The sequence below is a fragment of the Rhodanobacter thiooxydans LCS2 genome, from assembly GCF_000264375.1.
Taxonomy (GTDB): domain Bacteria; phylum Pseudomonadota; class Gammaproteobacteria; order Xanthomonadales; family Rhodanobacteraceae; genus Rhodanobacter; species Rhodanobacter thiooxydans.
Genome location: NZ_AJXW01000041.1, coordinates 57,881 through 77,974, shown reverse-complemented (window position 1 = coordinate 77,974; position 20,094 = coordinate 57,881). Strand labels below are relative to the sequence as shown.

The following is a 20,094-nucleotide window of genomic DNA, read 5'->3' as shown; positions in this document are numbered from 1 at the left end:
GCCGCTGCTGCCGTAGGCGGCCAGTACCTCGCGCGCGCGATCGCGCAGGATGTCGCGGCGCACGGCGATGTTGCGGCGGGTCAGCTCGCCGATCCAGTCGGCCGGCAGCGGGCCTTCGTCGAACTCGGTGAGTTCCTCGACGTCCTCCGTTCGGGCGCCGATCAGCAGTTCGTCGATGCCGGCCCACACCGTGGCGCCGTAGCACTGGCAGCACGGCTGTGAGCTGGTGGCCAGCACGTAATGGCCGCCGTCCTCGTTCATCCGGTGCCGGCTCAGGCGCTGCTGCGCGATCATGATCACCATCATCTCGGCGTGCGCCACCGAGCAGCTCTGCGGCAGCACGCGGTTGACGCCGACGGCGACCAGCCGGCCGCTGTGGCTGTTGAACACGGCCGCGCCGAATGGACCGCCGCCGCCGCGTTCGATGTTGTGCCGCGATAGCTCGATCGCCAGGCCCACGCGCTCCTCGTCGCTGTGGTAGCGCCGGTTGGTGTCGGCGACGTCGCCGATCCACGGCGGCAGGGTGAGGTGGATTTGCAGCGGCAGCATGCCTTCGCTCCGTGTGTGTCCGGTTTGCTTACTGGCCGGTCGGTCGGGCCCAGACGTCGCGCAGGGTCACTGTACGGTTGAACACCGGCGCGTCGGCGCGGTGGTCGACACGGTCGGCGACGAAGTAGCCGAGCCGCTCGAACTGGAAGCGCCGCTCCGGCTCGACATCGGCGGCGGCCGGCTCCAGCCACGCCTGCACCACGCGCTTGGCGTCGGGGTTGAGGTGGTCGAGCCAGCTCTTGCCGCCCTCCTCGCTGTCCGGCGCGGGCACGCTGAACAGGCGGTCGTACAGGCGCACCTCGCTGGCCACCGCATGCGCCGCGCTGACCCAGTGGATGGTGCCCTTCACCTTGCGGTCGGCGCCGGGCAGGCCGTGGCGGGTTTCCGCATCGAGCGTGCAGTGCAGTTCGGTGACGTTGCCGCCGGCGTCCTTGACGACCTGCCCACACTTCACGATGCCGACGCCGCGCAGGCGTACGTCGCCGTCCGGCTTCAGTCGGTGGAAGCCCTTCGGCGGCACTTCGGCGAAGTCGTCGCGTTCGATCCACAGCTCGCGCGCGAACGGCACCTCGCGCGTGCCGAAGCTCTCGTCCTTGGGATGGTTCGGGAAGACCAGCGTTTCCTCGTGGCCTGCCGGCAGGTTGGTGATCACCAGCTTCAGCGGGTCGAGCACGGCCATGCGGCGTGCCGCGGTGGCGTCCAGGTCCTCGCGGATGCAGTTCTCCAGCACCGCGTAGTCGATCACGCTGTTCTGCTTGCTGACGCCCACGCGCTCGATCAACAGGCGCAGTCCGGCCGGGGTGAAGCCGCGCCGGCGCAGGCCGCGCAGGGTACTCATGCGCGGGTCGTCCCAGCCATCGACATGGTGCTCCGCGACCAGCTGCGCCAGCTTGCGCTTGCTGGTGATGCAGTAGGACAGGTTCAGTCGCGAGAACTCGATCTGGCGCGGCTTGGCCGGCTTCGCCTCCAGGCCGGCGGCGACCACCGATTGCCACAGCTCCGGATGGTCCGGCAGGTCCACCTTGTCCACGCACCAGTCGTACAGCGGGCGGTGGTCCTCGAACTCCAGTGTGCACAACGAGTGGGTGATGCCTTCCATCGCGTCGCTGAGCGCATGTGCGAAGTCGTACATCGGGTAGATCGGCCACGCGTCGCCGGTGTTCTGGTGGGCGACCTTGCGGATGCGGTACAGCGCCGGGTCGCGCAGGTTGATGTTGCCGGAGGCCATGTCGATCTTCGCGCGCAGAGTGCGGCTGCCGTCGGCGAATTCGCCGGCGCGCATGCGGCGGAACAGGTCGAGGTTCTCCGCCACGCTGCGCTCGCGGTACGGCGAGTGGCGGCCGGGTTCGGTCAGCGTGCCGCGGTACTCGCGCATCTCGTCGGCGGAAAGGTCGTCCACGTAGGCCAGACCGTCCTCGACCAGCTTGAGCGCGCCGCGATAGAACACGTCGAAGTAGTCCGAGGCGTGGCGCAGCTCATGCCAGTCGTAGCCCAGCCAGTGCACGTCGTCCTTGATGCCCTGCACGAACTCGGGGTCTTCCTTGCCCGGGTTGGTGTCGTCCAGGCGCAGGTTGCACCAGCCGCCGAACTCCTGCGCGATGCCGAAGCTCAGGCAGATCGCCTTGGCGTGGCCGATGTGCAGGTAGCCGTTCGGCTCCGGCGGAAAGCGGGTGTGGATGGCCACGTGCTTGCCCGAAGCGAGGTCGTCGCGCACGATCTGCCGGATGAAGTCCTGATGGGGAGCCGCCTGCTGCACGGCGGCCGTCGAAGAGGCGGGTGCGTTGGCGGGGTTCTCGGTCGGCATCGGACTCGGGCTCGCAAGCGGTGGCGGAAACACGCAAGTTTACCTTGTCGTCGCCATCGCCGCCGGGCGCCTTGCCCCGCGTGCCGGGGCGAGTTAGCGTGCGAGGCATGCACACCGTCTACCGCGCCGAGAACCTGTTCGATGCCCATCTGGTCAAGGATGCGCTGGAAGCGGGCGGCATCCCGGCGTTCATTGCCGGCGAATACCTCACCGGCGGGGTCGGCCAGTTGCCGGCGATGGATTACATCGCGGTGATGGTGCCCGAATCGAGCCTGGCCGAGGCCGGCGGCATCGTGGCCGAGGTCGAGGCGCGGCTGGTCGAGGCGCGGCAGGCGATCGGCGAGAACGACCTGCCCGACGACCCGCTGGCCGCACCCTGCTGAGTCGTGCGGCTGCGTGCGCTCAAGGAAACCCCATGCAAGACCTCGCTGCACTGATCCGCGCCGTGCCCGATTTCCCCCGTCCCGGCGTGATGTTCCGCGACGTCGCCCCGCTGCTTGCCGATGCCGGCAGTTTCGCCCGCTGCATCGACGCGCTGGCCGAGCCGTGGCAGAGCAGCGCCGTGCAGGCGGTGTGCGGCATCGAGGCGCGCGGCTTCATCTTCGGTGCCGCGCTGGCGCAGAAGCTGCACGCCGGCTTCGTGCCGCTGCGCAAGCCTGGCAAGCTGCCGCCGCCAGTGGCGACGGTGGACTACCAGCTGGAATACGGCAGCGACCAGCTGCAGGTGCAGCACGATGCGTTCCGCCCGGGCGAGCGCGTGCTGCTGGCCGACGACGTGCTGGCCACCGGCGGCACGCTGGCGGCGGCCGCGGCCCTGGTCGGCGGCCTGGGTGCCGAGCTGCTCGGCGCCAGCGTGGTGATCGAGTTGCCCGCATTGCAGGGGCGCGGCCGCTGGCCCGTGGGCAAGGCGCTGCATAGCCTGCTGCGCTATTGAGTCCCCGCTCACGGCGCGGCGGCGTCGAGCCGTTCGACGTAGGTCAGTTCGTCCGCGCACGCGCCGGTGGCGTCGCGGCTCACAGGGGCTTGCGCATGCTCAGCGGAAATCCGCCGCCAGCGTGCTGAGCTGGTTCGGCGTCAGCGTCGCCTCGACCACCATCGCCGGCAACGTCGAGGCCAGCGCGACCGCCGCGCCGGCACGCCAGTCGGCGATCATCGCCGCGTCCAGCTCGAAGCGCAGGAAGTGCACCGCGGCGGTCTTCTCCGCGTTGCTGCGCTCCATGTCCTCGTCGGCGATGGCGGTGACCGGGGCGTGGCCGTGCACGGTCAGCGCGATCGCGTGTTCGATGTGGCGCAGGCGCACCAGCTCGCGCTTGCGCTGTTCGACGTCGGCGTATTCGATCAGCATGGTGGCCTTGAGGTTGCTGCCATCGGGGATCAGCGGATTGTACGCATCGAGCTCGTCCTGGATGCCGACGGCCTCGAAGATGCGCTCGATGCGCAGCATTTCCTGCACCTGGTACTGGATGCTCAGGCGGTCCTCGAAGATCAGCGTGAGGTGTTCGCCCAGGTGTACCGTGCGCTGCTGCTTGTGCGCCATCACGCGGGTGCGGAAGTCGGCGCGCTGTTGCGCGTAGGCTTCGAGGGAGAGCAGGTCGGCGCGTTCGAGCTTGTCCATGGACTTCCCCGGTTTGCTTTGACCCCTCTCCCTTCGGGAGAGGGGTCCCGCAGCCCCGTAGGGCGGGCACTGCCCGCCGGCTTTCCGAACCGCCGCCGACGGGAGCTCGGGTAACGGCGGCGAGCGGTGATTCATTCCCATGCGCCATTCAAATACCATAGGCCTTGCGCAGCAGGCTGAGCGGATGCTCCGCCGCCGGCTGATCGCCGAGGCCGTGGGCGATGTGGCTGCCGGCCATCGGGCAGTCGCTGGTGAAGTGGTCGGGCGCGGCCTGCCGCACGCGGTTTTCCACCGGCTTGGCCAGCTTGCGCGAGAGTGCGTAGGTCTTGTGCTTCACGCCGTAGGTACCGTCGTGGCCGGAGCAGCGCTCGATGGTGGTGATCTCGGTGTCCGGCACCAGTTGCAGGATCTCGCGCGTCTTCGGGCCGATCTTCTGCACGCGCTGGTGGCACGGTACCTGCCAGGCGACCTTGCCCAGCGATTGCTTGAAGTCGGTCCTGAGCAGGCCGGCCCTGTGCCGTTCGGCAAGATATTCGAACGGATCGAAGAAACGCTCGCGGACCAGCGCCACCCCGGGATCATCCGGGAACATCAGCGGCAGCTCCTGCTTGAACATCAGCACGCAGGACGGGATCGCCGCGGTGAAGTCCCAGCCTTCACGCGCCATTCTCGCCAGCACCGGGATGTTGCGCTCCTTGTACTTCGTCACCGTCTTGAGGTCGCCCAGTTCCAGCTTGGGCATGCCGCAGCAGCTTTCCTGCTCGACCAGCCGGGTCGGGATCGCGTTGTGCGCCAGCACGGCGGCGAGGTCCTCCACCACGCCGGGCGCGGAGTGGTCGCAGTAGCAGGTGGCGAACAGCGCGAGCCTGCCGCGCGTGCGGCCCGCGGGCACCGCCTCGCCCCGGCCGTCGAGATCGCGCAGGCGCTTGCGCGCGGCCGGCGCGAAGTACTCGGGCACGCGCGCCTCCGCGTCGACGCCCAGGGCCTTTTCCAGCAGCTGGCGCGCGGCCGGGTTGCGGTTGGCGGCGTTGACCACCTGCACCACCACCGGGATCGAGGCGAGCTTGCCCACGGCGCGCGTGCTGGACAGGATCTTCGCCGACAGCGGCGCGCCGTCACGTTCGAACGCCACCGCCTTGGCGCGCAGCATCAGGTGCGGGAAATCCACGTTCCACGGGTGCGGCGGCGTGTACGGGCACTTGGTCTGGTAGCACAGGTCGCACAGGTAGCACTGCTCGGTGACCTTCGGGTAGTCGGCCTTGTCGACGCCATCGATCTCCATCGTCTTCGATGAGTCGATCAGGTCGAACAGGGTGGGGAAGGCATGGCACAGGCTGACGCAGCGGCGGCAGCCGTGGCAGATGTTGAACACGCGCTCCATTTCCGCTTCCAGCGCCGCGGCGTCCCAGAAGGCCGGGTCGTGCTGGCCCAGCGGGTGGCGCGTGGGCGCGTCGAGGTTGCCTTCGCGCGTTTCGTGGATGGGGTCGGCCATCGTATTTCCCCCTCGGCCTGGAACAGGTCGAGTCAGCAAAGTGTCGATGCACGCAATCCGTCGTCCCGGCGGAAGCCGGGATCCAGCGCCTTCAAATACTTGCCGAGCCGCTGGATCCCTGCTTTCGCAGGGATGACGATCAGGGTCAGGCGGCCGTGCTCAAGCCATGTCGCCCAGCGCCTTGGTGAAGCGGTTCGCGTGCGAGCGCTCGGCCTTGGCCAGCGTCTCGAACCAGTCGGCGATCTCGTCGAAGCCTTCGTCGCGCGCGGCCTTGGCCATGCCCGGGTACATGTCGGTGTACTCGTGGGTTTCGCCGGCGATGGCGCTCTTCAGGTTCAGCTGGGTGCCGCCGAACGGCAGGCCGGTGGCGGGGTCGCCCACCGCTTCGAGGTATTCCAGGTGGCCGTGGGCGTGGCCGGTTTCGCCTTCGGCGGTGGAGCGGAACACCGCTGAAACGTCGTTGTAGCCCTCGACGTCGGCCTTGGCGGCGAAGTACAGGTAGCGGCGGTTGGCCATCGACTCGCCGGCAAAGGCGTCTTTCAGGTTCTGCTCGGTGCGCGATCCTTTCAAGTTGCTCATGACATCACCTCGTGGCGTTGGCTGGGAGGGGTTGTGACTTGCGGTCTTGACGGCTGCTCCGGTCGAGCCTAGCGCCGACCTGGCGCGCAATGAAATTGATTGTCTGGATCGCACGGATAGCTTGCAGCTATCGGCGTGCCGCCTTGCGCGACGCTGGCGCTGGCGCTGGCGTGGCCGCGGTGTGCGCATCGAGCAGGTCCGCCGGCAATTGCCGGAACACGTCCGCCAGCCGCCGCAGGAATCCGTCCATGGCCGAGCTCTTGCGCCAGACCATGGCGATGCGCCGGCTTGGCGGGTGGCCGCGGAACTCGATCAGATGCAGGTTCTCCACCGGCGCCACCGGCGGCTTCACCGCGGTGACCGGCAGCAGGGTGATGCCCACGTTTGCCGCCACCATCTGTCGCAGCGTTTCCAGGCTGGTGGCGCGGAAGCCGCTGTGCTCGCCGGCGCCGGTCAGGTGGCAGACCTCCAGCGCCTGGTCGCGCAGGCAGTGGCCGTCTTCCAGCAGCAGCAGGTTCTGGCTGGACAGGTCGCCCAGCTTCAGCTGGCCCTGGTGCTGCGCCAGCGGGTGCGCGTCCGACACCGCCAGCAGGAATGGTTCCTCGAACAGGAACTCGCTGTGCAGGCTGTCCTCGTGCAGCGGCAGCGCGAGGATGCCCGCGTCCAGCTTGCCTTCGCGCAACATGCGCAGCACCACCTCGGTCTTTTCCTCGACCAGCAGCAGCTCCAGCCGGGGGAACGCCTGGCGCACCAGCGGCAGCGCGTGCGGCAGCAGGTACGGCCCCAGGGTGGGGAAGATGCCCAGCCGTACCGTGCCGGATTCCGGATCCAGCGTGCGGCGGGCCACGCCGCGGATCTGCTCGATCTCGTTGAGCACGTCGCGCGCCCGTGTGGCGATGTCGCGGCCCACCTCGGTCAGCAGCACCTTGCGCGGGGTGCGTTCGACCAGCGACACGCCCAGTTCGTCCTCCAGCTTCTTGATCTGGGTGGACAGGGTGGGCTGGCTGACGAAGCAGGCTTCGGCGGCGCGGCCGAAATGCCGGTGCTCGGCCAGGGCCACCAGATATTGCAGATCGCGCAGGTTCATGGCAGGTCCGTCAGTCAATAGGCGTACGCTATGACATGGATGGTAACAATCAATTGGAACGATGCAAGGGCGTGACCTACCCTGCATGTACGTTCTGCAACACCCCGCGCGTCGGAGTCCCCTCCCTCCAGCTCCCCCGCAGGCGCGCGGGTTTCCCCCCACCGGCGACAAGGCCTGCCTTGCCGCCGGTTTTTTTCGTCCCGTGATGCTGTTGGTGGCCGCCGTGCCTTCTGGCACTGGGTCAAAGGTCATGGCGGCCCTAGCTTGGGTTTTCCCTCGCAAACCAGAGATGCCCGTCATGCGCCGTTTCGCCCGTCCTCTCCTGCTCACCGCGCTGGCCGCCTGTTGCGGCGCCGCGTTCGCCGCCAGCGCCGACCAGGCACCGCAGGGCCGGCTGCCCGGCTGGGCGGTGCCGCAGTCGTACCAGCTCGCGTTCAAGGTGGATCCGGCGCAGCAGGATTTTTCCGGCACCACCACGATCAAGGTGAAGCTGAGCCAGGCCTCCGACCACCTGTGGCTGGATGGTGCCGAATTGAAGGTGTCGAAGGTGACCGTCACCGACGCCGCCGGCAAGGCGCATGCCGGCAAGTACGTGGCGGTGGACCCGAAGGCCGGCGTGGCGCGGGTGGATTTCGGCAGCACGCTCAAGCCGCAGCAGCTGACCCTGAAGTTCGAGTACACCGCGCCACTCAACCAGCAGCTGCAGGGTCTGTACAAGGTCACCGCCAAGGGCCAGCCGTACGCGATGACGCAGATGGAACCGATCAGCGCGCGCTTCGCCTTCCCCGGTTTCGACGAGCCCGGCTTCAAGACGCCGTTCGACATCGCCATCACCGTGCCCGAGCACGAGAACGTGGTGGCCAACACCCGCCAGGTGAAGGAACAGCCGGCCACCAAGGGCTGGAAAACCGTGACCTTCGCCCAGACGGTGCCGCTGCCGACCTACCTGGTGGCATTCGCGGTCGGTCCCTGGGACATCGTCGACGGCCCGGATATCTCGCCCGACGCCTGGCGTGCCGAGCCGCTCAAGCTGCGCGGCATCGCCGCCAGGGGCGAGGGGCATCGCATGCAGCACGTGCTGAGCGAGACGCCGAGCATCATCCACGCGCTGGAGAACTACTACGGCTTCGGCTATCCGTTCGGCAAGCTCGACCTGCTGGCGGCGCCGGACTTCGAGGCCGGCGCGATGGAGAACCCGGGCCTGGTGACGTTCCGCGATTGGCTGCTGCTGCTCGACAAGGATTCGCCCGCGCGCAACGTGCGCGGCTCGTTCAACGTCAACGCGCATGAGCTGGCGCACCAGTGGACCGGCGACACGGTCACCACCGAATGGTGGAACGACATCTGGCTCAACGAGGCGTTCGCCACCTGGATGCAGCAGAAGGTCACCATGCAGGTGCACCCGGAATACCGCGCCGACCTCGATCGCGTGCGCGGCGGCCAGGGCGCAATGAACAACGACAGCCTGGTCAGCGCGCGCAGCATCCGCCAGCCGATCACCGGCAACGGCGACATCATGACCGCGTTCGACGGCATCACCTACCAGAAGGGCGCCAGCGTCATCGGCATGTTCGAGAACTACGTGGGCGAGTCGACCTACCAGAAGGGCATGCGCGCGTACATCCAGAAGCAGAAGTTCGGCAACGCCACCGCCGACGACCTGGTCTCGGCGATCGCCACCGCGGCCGACAAGGGCGACGCGTTCAAGCATGCGTTCAAGAGTTTCCTCGACCAGTCCGGCGTGCCGTACGTGGCGACCAAGCTCGAACAGAAGGACGGCAAGACCGTGCTGCAGCTGAGCCAGAGCCGCTACCTGCCGCTGGGCAGCCACGGCGACCCGCAGCGCATCTGGGGCGTGCCGGTGTGCGTGCGCTACGGCACCAGCGGCGGCAGCAACGTCGCCTGCGAAATGCTCGACCAGGCCACCGGCTCGATGGTACTGCCCGGCGCCAGCAAGCCGACCTGGGTGATGCCGAACGCGAACGCCAGCGGCTACTACCGCTTCAGCCTCGACAAGGCCGGGCTCGACAGCCTGGTCAAACAGGCCGGCAAGCTCAGCGGCGCCGAGCAGCTGGCCTATGCCGACGCGATCAACGCCAGCTTCCGCCGCGGCGATCTGGACGCGGGCCAGGTGCTGGCCGCGCTGCAGCCGCTGGCCGGCTCGAAGATCCGCGAAGTGGCCGTGGCGCCGTTGGACACGGCCAGCGGCCTCTATCAGCGCATCGCCGTCACCGACGCCCAGCGCGCGCGCCTGGCGGGCTGGGCCAAGGCCGCCTACCTGCCGCGGCTGGAGCAGCTCGGCTACCAGCGCAAGGCCGGCGAGTCCGAGGACGCCGCCTTGTTGCGCAGCAGCCTGGCCAGCGCGCTGGCGCTCGACTTCAAGCTGCCGGAAGTGCGCGCGGCGCTGCTCAAGCAGGGTGAAGCGGCGCTCAAGCCGAAGGCGGATGGCCATCCGGACCTGGCCGCCGCCAATCCAGACCTGCTCGGCGACGCGCTGGGCCTGGCGGTGCAGGAGCACGGCAAGAGCGCGGTCGATGCGCTGATCGCCGAGCTGCCGAAGACCACCGACCCGGCCCTGCGCAACGGCATCCTCGGTGGCCTGGCCAGCGTGGAGGATCCGGCGCTGGCCGAGCAGGTGCGCGACTTCGCGCTGACCAAGCCGGTAAAGGTCGGCGAGATGGGCATGTTGCTGCGCGGCGTGCGTGACACCCAAGCCCAGCGCGACGCGATGTGGTCGTGGTTCACCGCGCACTACCAGCAGATCCTTGATCGCACCGGCAGCTTCTCCGGCGGCCGCCTGCCGTCGCTGGCGGCGGCTGGCGGCTGCTCGGCAGCCGAGTACGACCGCCTGCAGGCGTTCTTCAAGACCCGCGAGCAGGACGCCGCCGGCATCGGTCGCGGCCTGGCGCAGACCGGCGAGTCGATCCAGCTGTGCAGCGCGCTGAAGGCGAAACAGGACCCGGCCGCGATCCTGCGCTGAAGCAGCCGCGTCGTCCGGATGAAAAGCCCCGCTGCGGCGGGGCTTTTCGTTGACCGCCCGCATGCATCACAAGGTTGCTCCGTGCAAGCGGAATTTCCGGCCGTGCGTCCGGGTTTTGTCGCAGCGGCTGACGTAGCATGCGGCACGACACACATCACCGGCATCGCATGCAGGGGGGGCATGATGATCGAGCTGGAAATCCAGGGCCTCTCGGAACGCCGTGAGGGCCTGCTGGTAGAGGTTGGCCGGCTGGTCCTGGCCGGCGGCTTCAGCCTGCACCGGCAGCGCCTCGTGCAGGATAACCACGGCATCCTGCTGACGATGGTGGTGCAGGGGCCGTCGCGCAAGCAGCGGGCGCTCGAGGCAGCGCTGGACGCCTGCGAGCGCTTAATCAGCGTGAAGATGTTTCCCTTCGTCGAAGGCGAGACGCGGGGGCATTTCGCGGCATCGCGCGAACCGATGGAACCGGTGCGCGTGGCTCCGCCAGTTGCGCACCGCCCGGCAGCGGTGGCTCCCGCGGCGAAAAAAACGCCGGTCGCCGCGCCCGTGCCTGCTCCCGCTCCCGCGATGGCCGATCGTGCCGGGAAGGCGGGCGTCGTCGCGGCACCGGTCGCGCTGACCGATGCGGCAGCCCGGCTGGAACCGATACGTACGTCTGCACTCGGGCCTGCACCAACACCGGCGCCTGCACCGATCGTGGCGGAAGAGCCGGCGTTCGAGTTCATCCTGCCTACGCCGAAAGCGCCGACCCCTCCGCGCGCGGCCGCGGCGCCCTTCATCCAGCTGGTGCCGCTGCCGGCGGATGAGGCGGCGGTCGAGCGGGCGCTGCACGAGTTGCCCTCGGAGTATCCGCGGATCGTGCCGCGGTTGCTGGCGCTGGCGCAGGCGGTTGCCGACGGTGCGCGCGAATCTTCGCTCACGCTGGCGGGGCAGCGCACGGGCGCGTGGCTGTTCGAGCGCGAGTACGCGCTGGACGTCGGGCAGGATTTGCGCGCGGCCATCGAACACATCGGCGCACCCGCGCTGCGTGCGCTGGTCGAGGTCGATCAGCAGGACGACCAGTTGCGTATCCACGCCAGCCCGTTATGCACGGAAGGCCATTCCGGCTGCGCCTTCTTCAGCGGTTTTCTGGAGGGGCTGCTCGGGCCGGCGATCGCGCCGGGCAGCCTGTCAATCTTCTCCGTCTGCTGCCGCAGCTATGGCGCGGACGATTGCGTGCTGGCAATTTCGGATTGACGGTTGCGCCGACCCACCGGGCGTGGGCCAGCCCTGCGGGCGCCAAGCTTGCGCGCAATCGGCGGACGGCTACTTCGCCGCGTGGTCGAACTTGCGAATGAAGTCGCGCACCTGCGGGTAGACCGTTTCGCGCCAGCGGCGGCCGCTGAAGATGCCGTAGTGGCCGGCGCCTTCGATCGCCTTGTGCGCACGGCGCCTGGCCGGGATGCTGCTGCACAGGTCGTGCGCAGCTTCGGTCTGGCCGAGGCCGGAGATGTCGTCCAGCTCACCCTCGATGGTAAGCAGCGCACTGCGCGTGATCGCGGCCGGGTTCACCCGTTCGCCGGCCACGTCCCACAGGCCACGCGGCAGCAAGAACTGCTGGAACACCTTCTCGATCGTGTCGAGGTAGAACTCGGCCGGCATGTCGAGCACGGCGTTGTACTCGTCGTAGAACTTGCGGTGCGACTCGGCGTCGTCGAGGTCGCCGCGCAGCAGGTCCTGGTAGAAGTCCCAGTGCGAGTTCAAGTGGCGGCCCGGGTTCATCGCGATGAACCCGGCGTGCTGCAGGAAGCCGGGGTAGACCTCGCGGCCGTGGCCGGGGTAGTTCGGCGGCACGGTGTGGATCACGTTGCCCTTGAACCAGGACAGCGGCTGGGTAGTGGCCAGGTTGTTGACGCTGGTGGGGTTGCGCCGCGGGTCGATCGGGCCGCCCATCATGGTCAGGCTGCGCGGCGTGTCCTCACCGCGCGCGGCCATCAGCGACACCGCCGCCAGCACCGGCACGGTCGGCTGGCAGACCGAGATCACGTGCAGGCTGGCCGCGCCGATGTGGCGGATGAAGGCCTCGACATAGGCAATGTAGTCGTCCAGTCCGAACGTGCCGGCCGCGGCCGGCACCATGCGCGCATCGACCCAGTCGGTGATGTAGACCTTGTGGTCGCGCAGCACCGTGCGCACGGTGTCGCGCAGCAGCGTGGCGTGGTGGCCGGACAGCGGCGCCACCACCAGCACCACCGGGTCGTTCTTCATCTTCTCGATGGTCGACGGGTCGTCGCTGAAACGCTTGAAGCGCTTCAGCTGGCAGAATGGCTGGTCCAGCGCGACCCGTTCGATCACCGCGATCTCGTGGTCGTGCGCGATGGCGGTATGGATGCCGAAGGCGGGCTTCTCGTAAGCCTTGCCGATGCGATGCATCAGTTCATAGCCGGCGGCCATGCGCTGCGCACCGGGCAACTGCGCGAACGGATTGCTGGCATCGTTGAGCATGCGCGCGCCGGCCTGGGCGAAATGACTCAGCGGGCCGAGAAACGCGCGCTGCCACTCATGGATCTGATAGAGCATCGGGACGATTTGTCGCAGGCGAAAGTCGCCATCTTAGCGCCGATCGGTTTCTGGTGTGTTGCGTCGCCACAATCACCGAAGCCAGTTCGATCAGCGACTTGGCGCCGAAACCGGCCGGTAGCAGCAGCGCAGCAGCAGCTCGTCGACGCCGCTGGTGTCGCCCAGCCCGGCCCGCCATCGCAGTGGTTTCTGGAAGCGCAGGCCGAGCGGCATGAGCACGCGGTTGTACCACCACATCGCGCGCTCACGGTGATGGGTGAGGTACCACTGGCCGAGTTCGAGCAGGCGCGAGGACTTCGGCTGCATGCCGTACACCGCGCTGCGTTCGATGCTGAAGCCATGCCGTGCGAGCAGGGCCACGATCCGCTCCGGCTCGTAGCGGCGGCAGTGGCCGACGAAATCGTCGAACGCCGTCCACGCCGCCGGGTGCAGCGGCACCGATAGCAGCACGGCGGCGCCCGGCGCTGCCACGCGCGCCAGTTCGGCCAGGGCGCCCTCGTCGTCGGCGACGTGTTCGAGGATGTCGAGCGCGCAGACCAGGTCGAAACTGGCGTCGCCGTATGGCAGCGCACCGATCATGCCGTGTACTGCATCGGCACCGCTGGCCTGCAGGCAACGCAGCGCGGCATGGCTGAGGTCGACGAAACAGCTGCCGTGCAACGGCAGCCGCGGACGCAGGCCAGGCGCCACCTCCAGCCGGCGCGGCGCGGCCGCGGCCAGTTCGTGCAGCAGCGGCCACGTGTTGAAGCACGCCGGCGCGATCAGCTTCGCCCCGGCCCACAGCGAGTCATAGAAGCCGCGGTTGGCGCGGATCAGTTCGGCGTCGCTGCGGCTTTCGGCGGGGTGCGGTGCGGGCATCGACGGATTGGGCGGCGGGGGCGCTGAGCGCAGCATGAAGTTCAATTCAGCCGGCGGATCTCGGTGCCGGCGACGATATCGTGCAGCGCGCGCCGGCGCGGGTCGACCAGGGCCACCGCGAACCAGCCCGCCCACACTGCCAGCAGCGTCCACAGCGTTGCGCGCAACCCGATCACCGGTTCCAGCAGCAGCAGCATCAGCGGCGCGCCAGCCACCAGCACGCGGATCAACGCCTGCTGCAGCGTCGGCCGGCCGCCGTCGTCGCGGGTCAGCCGGATGCGCCACGGCCGCATGCCCAGCGTCTGCCCGCCGCGCCGCCATGAGCTGATGAAGTACGCCACCACCACCGCCCCTTGCAGCGCCTGGTACCAGACCGGCACCACCGTCCGCGCGCCGGTGCGGATCAGGTTGCCGCCGGTGGCGAGCTGACACACGAGGCCCACCACCATCACGATCGCCAGCACGATCAGCAGGTCGTAGACCAGCGCCAGCAGGCGTCGCCACGGCGGGCAGAGGGTGTCGGTGGTGGCGGGGGGCGGCGGCATCGTGGCTCGGTCGCTTGCGTAGTGCGCGCGCAATGCCCAGCATCGAGCGCATGAAGAAGGACGAAAACCGCGCCAGTATCGCCGAAGCCGACCGGCGGGACATCAGCACGTTCGTGGAGCGGGTCTGGTCGGAGGACGGCCTGGCCGACCGCACGCTGGAGGCCTACCGACGCGATCTGGAGGCGCTGGCGCGGTGGCTCGCCGCGCGCGGACGCAGCCTGCGCACCGCGCGGCGCGAGGACATCTCCGCCTACCACGGCGCGCAGCCGGCGGCGGTGCGCTCGATCGCGCGGCGGCAGTCGGCGTTCCGTCGCTACTATGCCTTCCTCGCCCGCAGCGAGCCCGGCTTTGCCGACCCGACCTTGCTGATCGAGCGTCCGAAGCTGCCGCGCAGCCTGCCCAAGGCGCTGGCCGAACGCGAGATCGAGGGCCTGCTGACCGCGCCCGACACCGGAACTACGCTGGGCCTGCGCGACCGCGCGATGCTGGAGTTGATGTACGCCTCCGGCCTGCGCGTGTCCGAGCTGGTGGAGCTGCCGCTGGCCGCGCTGAACCCGCGCCAGGGCGTGTTGCGCGTCACCGGCAAGGGCGGCAAGGACCGCCTGGTGCCGGTCGGCGAGGAAGCGCTGGCGCGCATCGGTGCCTACCTGGCCGAGGCGCGCCCGGCGCTGGCGAAAGGCCGCCAGCCAGTGGCGCTGTTCCTCAGCCGGCGCAGCGAAGGCATGACCCGGCAGATGTTCTGGACCCTGGTCAAGCGCTACGCGCTGCGCGTGGACATCAACCCGAAACGCATCTCGCCGCACGTGCTGCGCCACTCCTTCGCCACCCACCTGCTGAACCATGGCGCCGACCTGCGCGCGCTGCAGATGCTGCTCGGCCACAGCTCGCTCAGCACCACGCAGATCTACACGCTGGTGGCGAAGGAAGGCCTGAAGCGGCTGCATGCGCAGCATCATCCGCGGGGGTGAGCAAGTTAGGCGTCCGAATCCTGGCGGTTCGCGCGGCGGTGCCGCGGAAAACTGACATCGCCCCGGGGCGCCGGTCGCCGGTTTCTGCGGCACCGTGCGCCGAATGGCGTTCAGCTGCCTGTGCGAGAATGCGTGATTGCAGCCGGCGAGCGCGCCGGCCACGGACCGAACGAGGTTGTGATGTTGAAGAAACTGTTGCTGGCACTGTGCATCGGCGGGCTTTCCCTGAGTGCCTGTGCGGCGGACAACGACGCGGCGCCGGTTGCCGGTTCGGCGGTGCCGCCGGCGGCGCAGCAGATGGTACGGCAGGCGATCAGGAGCCTGGCGGCGAACGTGCAGGTCGATTCGATCGAACCGGCGCCGATGCCGGGCTTCTACCAGGTGATCGCTGCCGGCCAGATGCTCTATGTCAGCACCGATGGCAAGTACGCGATGCACGGCGACGTGCTTGACCTGCAAAGCAAGCACAACCTCGGCGACGATGCCTGGGCGCGCTTCCGCAAGGCCGAGCTGGCCAAGGTGCCGGCATCCGAGCGCATCGTGTTCGCGCCGCCGAACCCGAAGTACACCATCAGCGTATTCACCGACGTCAACTGCGGCTTCTGCCGCGCGCTGCACGAGCATGTGGCCGCGTTCAACAAGGAAGGCATCGCGGTGGAGTACCTGGCGTGGCCGCGCGAAGGCCTGGTGACCACCGCCGGCCGGCCCACGCCGACCTACACCGAGATGGTCTCGGTGTGGTGCGCCAAGGACCGCAAGGCCGCGTTCACCGCCGCAAAGGAAGGCCATGCGCCGGCGCCGGCCACCTGCACCAACCCGGTCAAGGACCAGTTCAACCTGGGCGTGAAGCTGGGCGTCAACGGCACCCCGGCGATCTACGGCCCGGATGGGCGCGTGCTGGGCGGCTACGTCACGCCGGAACAGCTGTTGCAGGCGCTCAAGCGGGGCGGCTGACGCTGGCCTCCCTCTCTTGCGACTAAAGGGGGTCTCTTGAGCGCCAAGGCGGTGGAAAGTTGGGGCGGGGTGCTCTTTGCGGGATGGACCAAAAGCCACTCCCTCACCTGAAGGACTTCCTTTAGTCGCCGGCCTCCCCAACTGCAGGGGGACGAGCCAAGGCGATGCCGTATTGCAGCATGAGGTAGAATAGGCGTTTTCTTCGCACAGCTCCGTTCCCCGCATGATCGTACTCGACGGGCAGAGCGCCCTCTCGCCGTTCCGCCTCGAACGCCTCAATGCCCGCCTGGATGCCCTGCATCACGGCGTGCGGGTGCAGGCGTCGTGGTTCGTCTATTTCGTCGACGCCGCCACGGCGCCGGAGGGCGAGTTGCGCCAGCGCCTGCTGGCCGTGCTGGAAGCGAAGGATGCGCTGCCTGAGCCGGCCACGTTGTGGGTGGTACCGCGGCTGGGCACGATCTCGCCGTGGTCGAGCAAGGCCACCGACATCCTGCATGGCGCCGGCTTCGACGCGTCCGGCTTCAATCTGCGTCGGGTGGAGCGCGGCCTGGCCTGGCAGGTGGCCGGGCTGCCGCCGGCCGGGGCACCGGACCACGCGCCGATCATGGCGCTGCTGCACGACGCGATGACGCAGTCGGTGCTGCAGCGGATCGAGGACGCGCAGGGCCTGTTCCTTGGCGGTACGCCTGGCGACCTGGTGCACGTGGCGCTCGGCGCCGACCCGCAGGCCGCGCTGGCCGCGGCGAACATACGGCTGGGCCTGGCGCTGGCCGACGACGAGATCGAGTACCTGGTCGACCGCTACGCCGAACTCGGCCGCGACCCTACCGATGCCGAGCTGTTCATGTTCGCGCAGGCCAATTCCGAACACTGCCGGCACAAGGTGTTCAACGCCAGCTGGACGGTGGACGGCGCGGCGCAGGACAACAGCCTGTTCGGCATGATCAAGCACACCCACCAGTGCTCACCCGCGCATACCTTGTCCGCCTATTCGGACAACGCAGCGGTGATCGAGGGCAGCACCGGCGGGCGCTTCTTCGCCGATCCGGCCGATGGCGTGTGGCGCGGCCACGAGGAACGCATCGACTACGCGATCAAGGTGGAAACGCACAACCATCCCACCGCGATCGCGCCTTGGCCCGGCGCGGCTACGGGTGCTGGCGGCGAGATCCGCGACGAGGGCGCCACTGGCCGCGGCGGCAAGCCGAAGGCCGGGCTCACCGGCTTCTCGGTGTCCGACCTGCGCATCCCCGGCCTGCCGCGGCCGTGGGAAGTGGATCGCCCGCTGCCGCCGCGGATGGCCAGCGCGTTCGAGATCATGCGCGACGGCCCGCTCGGTGCCGCCGCGTTCAACAACGAATTCGGCCGCGCCTGCCTGGGCGGCTATTTCCGCAGCTACGAGCACGAGACCGCCGAACCCGGCCTGCGCCGCGGCTACGACAAGCCGATCATGCTGGCCGGCGGGCTGGCCAACCTGCGCCCCGGCCACGTGCTGAAGCACGCGGTGCAGCCGGGCCACAAGGTGATCGTACTGGGCGGCCCGGCGATGCTGATCGGGCTCGGCGGCGGCGCGGCCTCGTCGGTCGCCGGCGGCGCGTCGAGCGCGGAGCTGGACTTCGCCTCGGTGCAGCGCGACAACGCCGAGATGGAGCGGCGCTGCCAGGAAGTGATCGACGCCTGCTGGCGCCGCGGCGAGGCCAACCCGATCGTCAGCGTGCACGACGTCGGCGCCGGTGGCCTGTCCAACGCGATTCCCGAGCTGCTCAACGACGCCGGCGTGGGCGGCGTGATCGACCTGTCGATGATTCCCTGCGACGACCCCTCGCTGTCGCCGATGCAGGTGTGGAGCAATGAATCGCAGGAACGCTACGTGCTGGCGATCGCACCGGAGAATCTGGCCGAGTTCGAGGCGATGTGCGTGCGTGAGCGCTGCCCATATGCGGTAGTCGGCGATGCCACGGTCGAACGCCAGCTGGTGCTGACCGACCCGCGCCGCGGACTGACGGTGATCGACCTGCCGATGGACGTGCTGTTCGGCAAGCCGCCGCGAATGCACCGCGACGCGCAGCGCAGCAAGCCGCGCGTCGACCTGCTGCCGGACCTGACCGGCATCGGCATGGACGAGGCGCTGCTGCGTGTGCTGCGCCTGCCCGGCGTGGGCAGCAAGAGTTTCCTGATCACCATCGGCGACCGCACCGTCGGCGGCCTGAACGCGCGCGACCCGATGGTCGGCCCGTGGCAGGTGCCGGTGGCTGATTGCGCGGTGACCCTCGCCGACTTCGACGGCTACGCCGGCGAGACGATGGCGATGGCCGAGCGCGCGCCGGTGGCCCTGCTCTCCAGCGCCGACGCGGCGCGGCTGACGGTGGGCGAGGCGATCACCAACCTGGCCGCCGCGCCGATCGCCAGCCTGGGCGAGATCAGGCTCTCCGCGAACTGGATGGCCGCGGTCAACCACCCGGGCGAGGATGCCGCGCTGTTCGATGCGGTGAAGGCAGTCGGCATGGAGCTGTGCCCGGAGCTGGAGATTTCGATTCCGGTCGGCAAGGACTCGCTGTCGATGCAGACCGTGTGGCAGGACGGCGACACCGCGCAGCGCACGGTGTCGCCGGTATCGCTGGTGATCACCGGCTTTGCGCGGGTGACCGACGCGCGCCGCACGCTCACCCCGCAGCTCAGGCTCGATCGCGGCGCCACCGCGTTGTGGCTGATCGACCTGGGCGCGGGGCGCGACCGCCTCGGCGGTTCGGCGCTGACCCAGGTGTTCAACCGCGGCGGCGGCGTGCCGCCGAACCTGGACGACGCGAAACGGCTGAAGGCGCTGTTCGAGCTGATCCAGGAAGCGAACGCGGGCGGCCTGCTGCTGGCCTATCACGACCGCTCCGACGGTGGCGTCATCACCACCTTGCTGGAGATGGCGTTCGCTGGCCACTGCGGCCTGGAGATCCATCTGGACGGCTGGGCCGAGGCCACCTTGCGCGCGCTGTTCAACGAGGAACTCGGCGCGGTGGTGCAGGTGGCCGAGGCGAACCGCGAGGCGTTCGAAGCCTTGCTGGTCAAGCATGGCCTGGCCGGCATCAGCCACCGCATCGGCCGGCCGAAGGAGAAGCTGGGTATCAAGCTGTTCCTCGGCGACGAGACCTTGTTCAAGTGGCACTGGAGCACGCTGTTCAAGGCGTGGAACGAGACCAGCCATGCGATGCAGCGCCTGCGCGACAACCCGCTCAGCGCCGATGCGGAGTCGCAGTGGCGGCTCGACGACGCCGATCCGGGCATCACGCCGAAGCTCAGCTTCGACCCGGTGCAGGACGTCGCCGCGCCGTTGATCGGCACGGGCCCGCGCCCGCGCGTCGCGATCCTGCGCGAGCAGGGCGTCAACGGCCAGGTCGAGATGGCGGCCGCGTTCAGCCGCGCCGGCTTCGAGGCAGTGGACGTGCACATGTCCGATCTGGCCAGCGGCCGCGTGAAGCTGGCCGATTTCCGCGGCTTCGCCGCCTGCGGCGGCTTTTCCTACGGCGACGTGCTCGGTGCCGGTCGCGGCTGGGCCACCTCGATCCTGTACAACGACTATCTGCGTGCCGAATTCAGCGCGTTCTTCGCCGATCCGACGAAGTTCGCGCTCGGCGTATGCAACGGCTGCCAGATGCTGTCGCAGCTGAAGGAAATCATTCCCGGCGCGCAGCATTGGCCGAAGTTCCTGCGCAACGCGTCCGAACAGTACGAGGCGCGCCTGGCCACGCTGGAGATCCTCGACACGCCGAGCCTGTTCTTCAAGGGCATGGCCGGCTCGCGGATCCCGGTGGCGGTGGCGCACGGCGAGGGCCGGGTCAGTTTCCCGCACGCCTGCAGCCCGTCGAAGTCGAGCGGTGCGGTGCGCTTCGTCGACAACCGCGGCAAGCCGACCGAGAACTTCCCGCTCAACACCAACGGTTCGCCCGGCGGCCTGGCCGGCTTCACCGCCGCCGACGGCCGCGTGACGATCATGATGCCGCACCCCGAGCGCGTGTTCCGCAGCGTGCAGCTGAGCTGGCATCCGGAACAGTGGGGCGAGGATTCACCGTGGATGCGCATGTTCCGCAACGCCCGCGTGTGGTGCGGCTGAGC

At 68.9% G+C, this 20,094-nt stretch carries 16 protein-coding genes; 7 read left to right on the top strand and 9 right to left on the bottom strand.

The genetic code is table 11. The features are described from left to right. Both UUA_RS08615 and UUA_RS08610 read right to left on the bottom strand, forming a co-directional pair. Positions 1 to 549, bottom strand: a 549-nt coding sequence (locus UUA_RS08615; protein WP_008435981.1) for a nucleoside deaminase, incomplete at its 3' end; no start/stop codon positions are given. Between the two features lie 28 nt (positions 550 to 577). After that, entirely contained in the window at positions 578 to 2,353 is a 1,776-nt protein-coding gene (locus tag UUA_RS08610) for a glutamine--tRNA ligase/YqeY domain fusion protein (RefSeq protein WP_008435979.1), read from the bottom strand. Positions 2,354 to 2,460: 107 nt separating this feature from the next. Here UUA_RS08610 and UUA_RS08605 point away from each other — a divergent pair, with 107 nt between their 5' ends. Both UUA_RS08605 and UUA_RS08600 read left to right on the top strand, forming a co-directional pair. After that, the gene (locus tag UUA_RS08605) at positions 2,461 to 2,736 is read left to right on the top strand and encodes a putative signal transducing protein (protein WP_008435978.1); all 276 of its coding nucleotides are present in this window, start codon (positions 2,461 to 2,463) and stop codon (positions 2,734 to 2,736) included. A 32-nt stretch (positions 2,737 to 2,768) separates the two neighbouring features. Beyond that, positions 2,769 to 3,287 carry an adenine phosphoribosyltransferase gene (locus tag UUA_RS08600; RefSeq protein ID WP_008435976.1) on the top strand — a complete coding sequence of 173 codons (519 nt, stop codon included), beginning with the start codon at positions 2,769 to 2,771 and terminating at the stop codon, positions 3,285 to 3,287. 99 nt (positions 3,288 to 3,386) lie between these two features. Here UUA_RS08600 and UUA_RS08595 read toward each other — a convergent pair whose 3' ends face one another. The 4 genes from UUA_RS08595 to UUA_RS08580 all read right to left on the bottom strand — a co-directional run bounded on the left by UUA_RS08595 (position 3,387) and on the right by UUA_RS08580 (position 7,126). Beyond that, on the bottom strand, positions 3,387 to 3,968 hold the full coding sequence (locus UUA_RS08595; protein WP_008435975.1) for a DUF3501 family protein: 582 nt from the start codon (positions 3,966 to 3,968) through the stop codon (positions 3,387 to 3,389). A 148-nt stretch (positions 3,969 to 4,116) separates the two neighbouring features. Then, positions 4,117 to 5,460: a (Fe-S)-binding protein gene (locus UUA_RS08590; protein ID WP_008435974.1), complete on the bottom strand. Its 1,344-nt coding sequence runs from the start codon at positions 5,458 to 5,460 to the stop codon at positions 4,117 to 4,119. A gap of 159 nt (positions 5,461 to 5,619) precedes the next feature. Beyond that, complete coding sequence (locus UUA_RS08585; protein WP_008435973.1) at positions 5,620 to 6,039, bottom strand: rubrerythrin family protein; 420 nt, start codon at positions 6,037 to 6,039, stop codon at positions 5,620 to 5,622. Positions 6,040 to 6,166: 127 nt separating this feature from the next. Then, positions 6,167 to 7,126 carry a LysR substrate-binding domain-containing protein gene (locus tag UUA_RS08580; RefSeq protein WP_008435972.1) on the bottom strand — a complete coding sequence of 320 codons (960 nt, stop codon included), beginning with the start codon at positions 7,124 to 7,126 and terminating at the stop codon, positions 6,167 to 6,169. 298 nt (positions 7,127 to 7,424) lie between these two features. On the opposite strand from UUA_RS08580, the gene UUA_RS08575 reads away from it, so the two are divergent. Together UUA_RS08575 and UUA_RS08570 are read left to right on the top strand one after the other, a co-directional pair. After that, positions 7,425 to 10,106, top strand: coding sequence for a M1 family metallopeptidase (locus UUA_RS08575; RefSeq protein ID WP_008435971.1), 2,682 nt, complete (start codon positions 7,425 to 7,427; stop codon positions 10,104 to 10,106). Between the two features lie 180 nt (positions 10,107 to 10,286). Then, positions 10,287 to 11,342 carry a hypothetical protein gene (locus UUA_RS08570; protein ID WP_008435970.1) on the top strand — a complete coding sequence of 352 codons (1,056 nt, stop codon included), beginning with the start codon at positions 10,287 to 10,289 and terminating at the stop codon, positions 11,340 to 11,342. Between the two features lie 69 nt (positions 11,343 to 11,411). Here UUA_RS08570 and UUA_RS08565 read toward each other — a convergent pair whose 3' ends face one another. The 3 genes from UUA_RS08565 to UUA_RS08555 all read right to left on the bottom strand — a co-directional run bounded on the left by UUA_RS08565 (position 11,412) and on the right by UUA_RS08555 (position 14,068). Then, positions 11,412 to 12,665 (bottom strand): polyhydroxyalkanoate depolymerase, encoded by a 1,254-nt coding sequence (locus tag UUA_RS08565; RefSeq protein WP_008435968.1) that lies wholly within the window; start codon positions 12,663 to 12,665, stop codon positions 11,412 to 11,414. A 90-nt stretch (positions 12,666 to 12,755) separates the two neighbouring features. Then, entirely contained in the window at positions 12,756 to 13,523 is a 768-nt protein-coding gene (locus UUA_RS08560; protein ID WP_039953730.1) for a class I SAM-dependent methyltransferase, read from the bottom strand. 41 nt (positions 13,524 to 13,564) lie between these two features. Next, on the bottom strand, positions 13,565 to 14,068 hold the full coding sequence (locus tag UUA_RS08555; RefSeq protein ID WP_008435965.1) for an RDD family protein: 504 nt from the start codon (positions 14,066 to 14,068) through the stop codon (positions 13,565 to 13,567). 50 nt (positions 14,069 to 14,118) lie between these two features. Here UUA_RS08555 and xerD point away from each other — a divergent pair, with 50 nt between their 5' ends. The 3 genes from xerD (at position 14,119) to purL (ending at position 20,092) form a co-directional block, all read left to right on the top strand. After that, positions 14,119 to 15,036 (top strand): site-specific tyrosine recombinase XerD, encoded by a 918-nt coding sequence (gene xerD, locus UUA_RS08550; RefSeq protein ID WP_039953732.1) that lies wholly within the window; start codon positions 14,119 to 14,121, stop codon positions 15,034 to 15,036. A gap of 180 nt (positions 15,037 to 15,216) precedes the next feature. Then, positions 15,217 to 15,990 (top strand): DsbC family protein, encoded by a 774-nt coding sequence (locus tag UUA_RS08545; protein WP_008435961.1) that lies wholly within the window; start codon positions 15,217 to 15,219, stop codon positions 15,988 to 15,990. A 223-nt stretch (positions 15,991 to 16,213) separates the two neighbouring features. Further along, positions 16,214 to 20,092 (top strand): phosphoribosylformylglycinamidine synthase, encoded by a 3,879-nt coding sequence (gene purL, locus UUA_RS08540; protein WP_008435960.1) that lies wholly within the window; start codon positions 16,214 to 16,216, stop codon positions 20,090 to 20,092. Positions 20,093 to 20,094 lie beyond the last annotated feature (2 nt).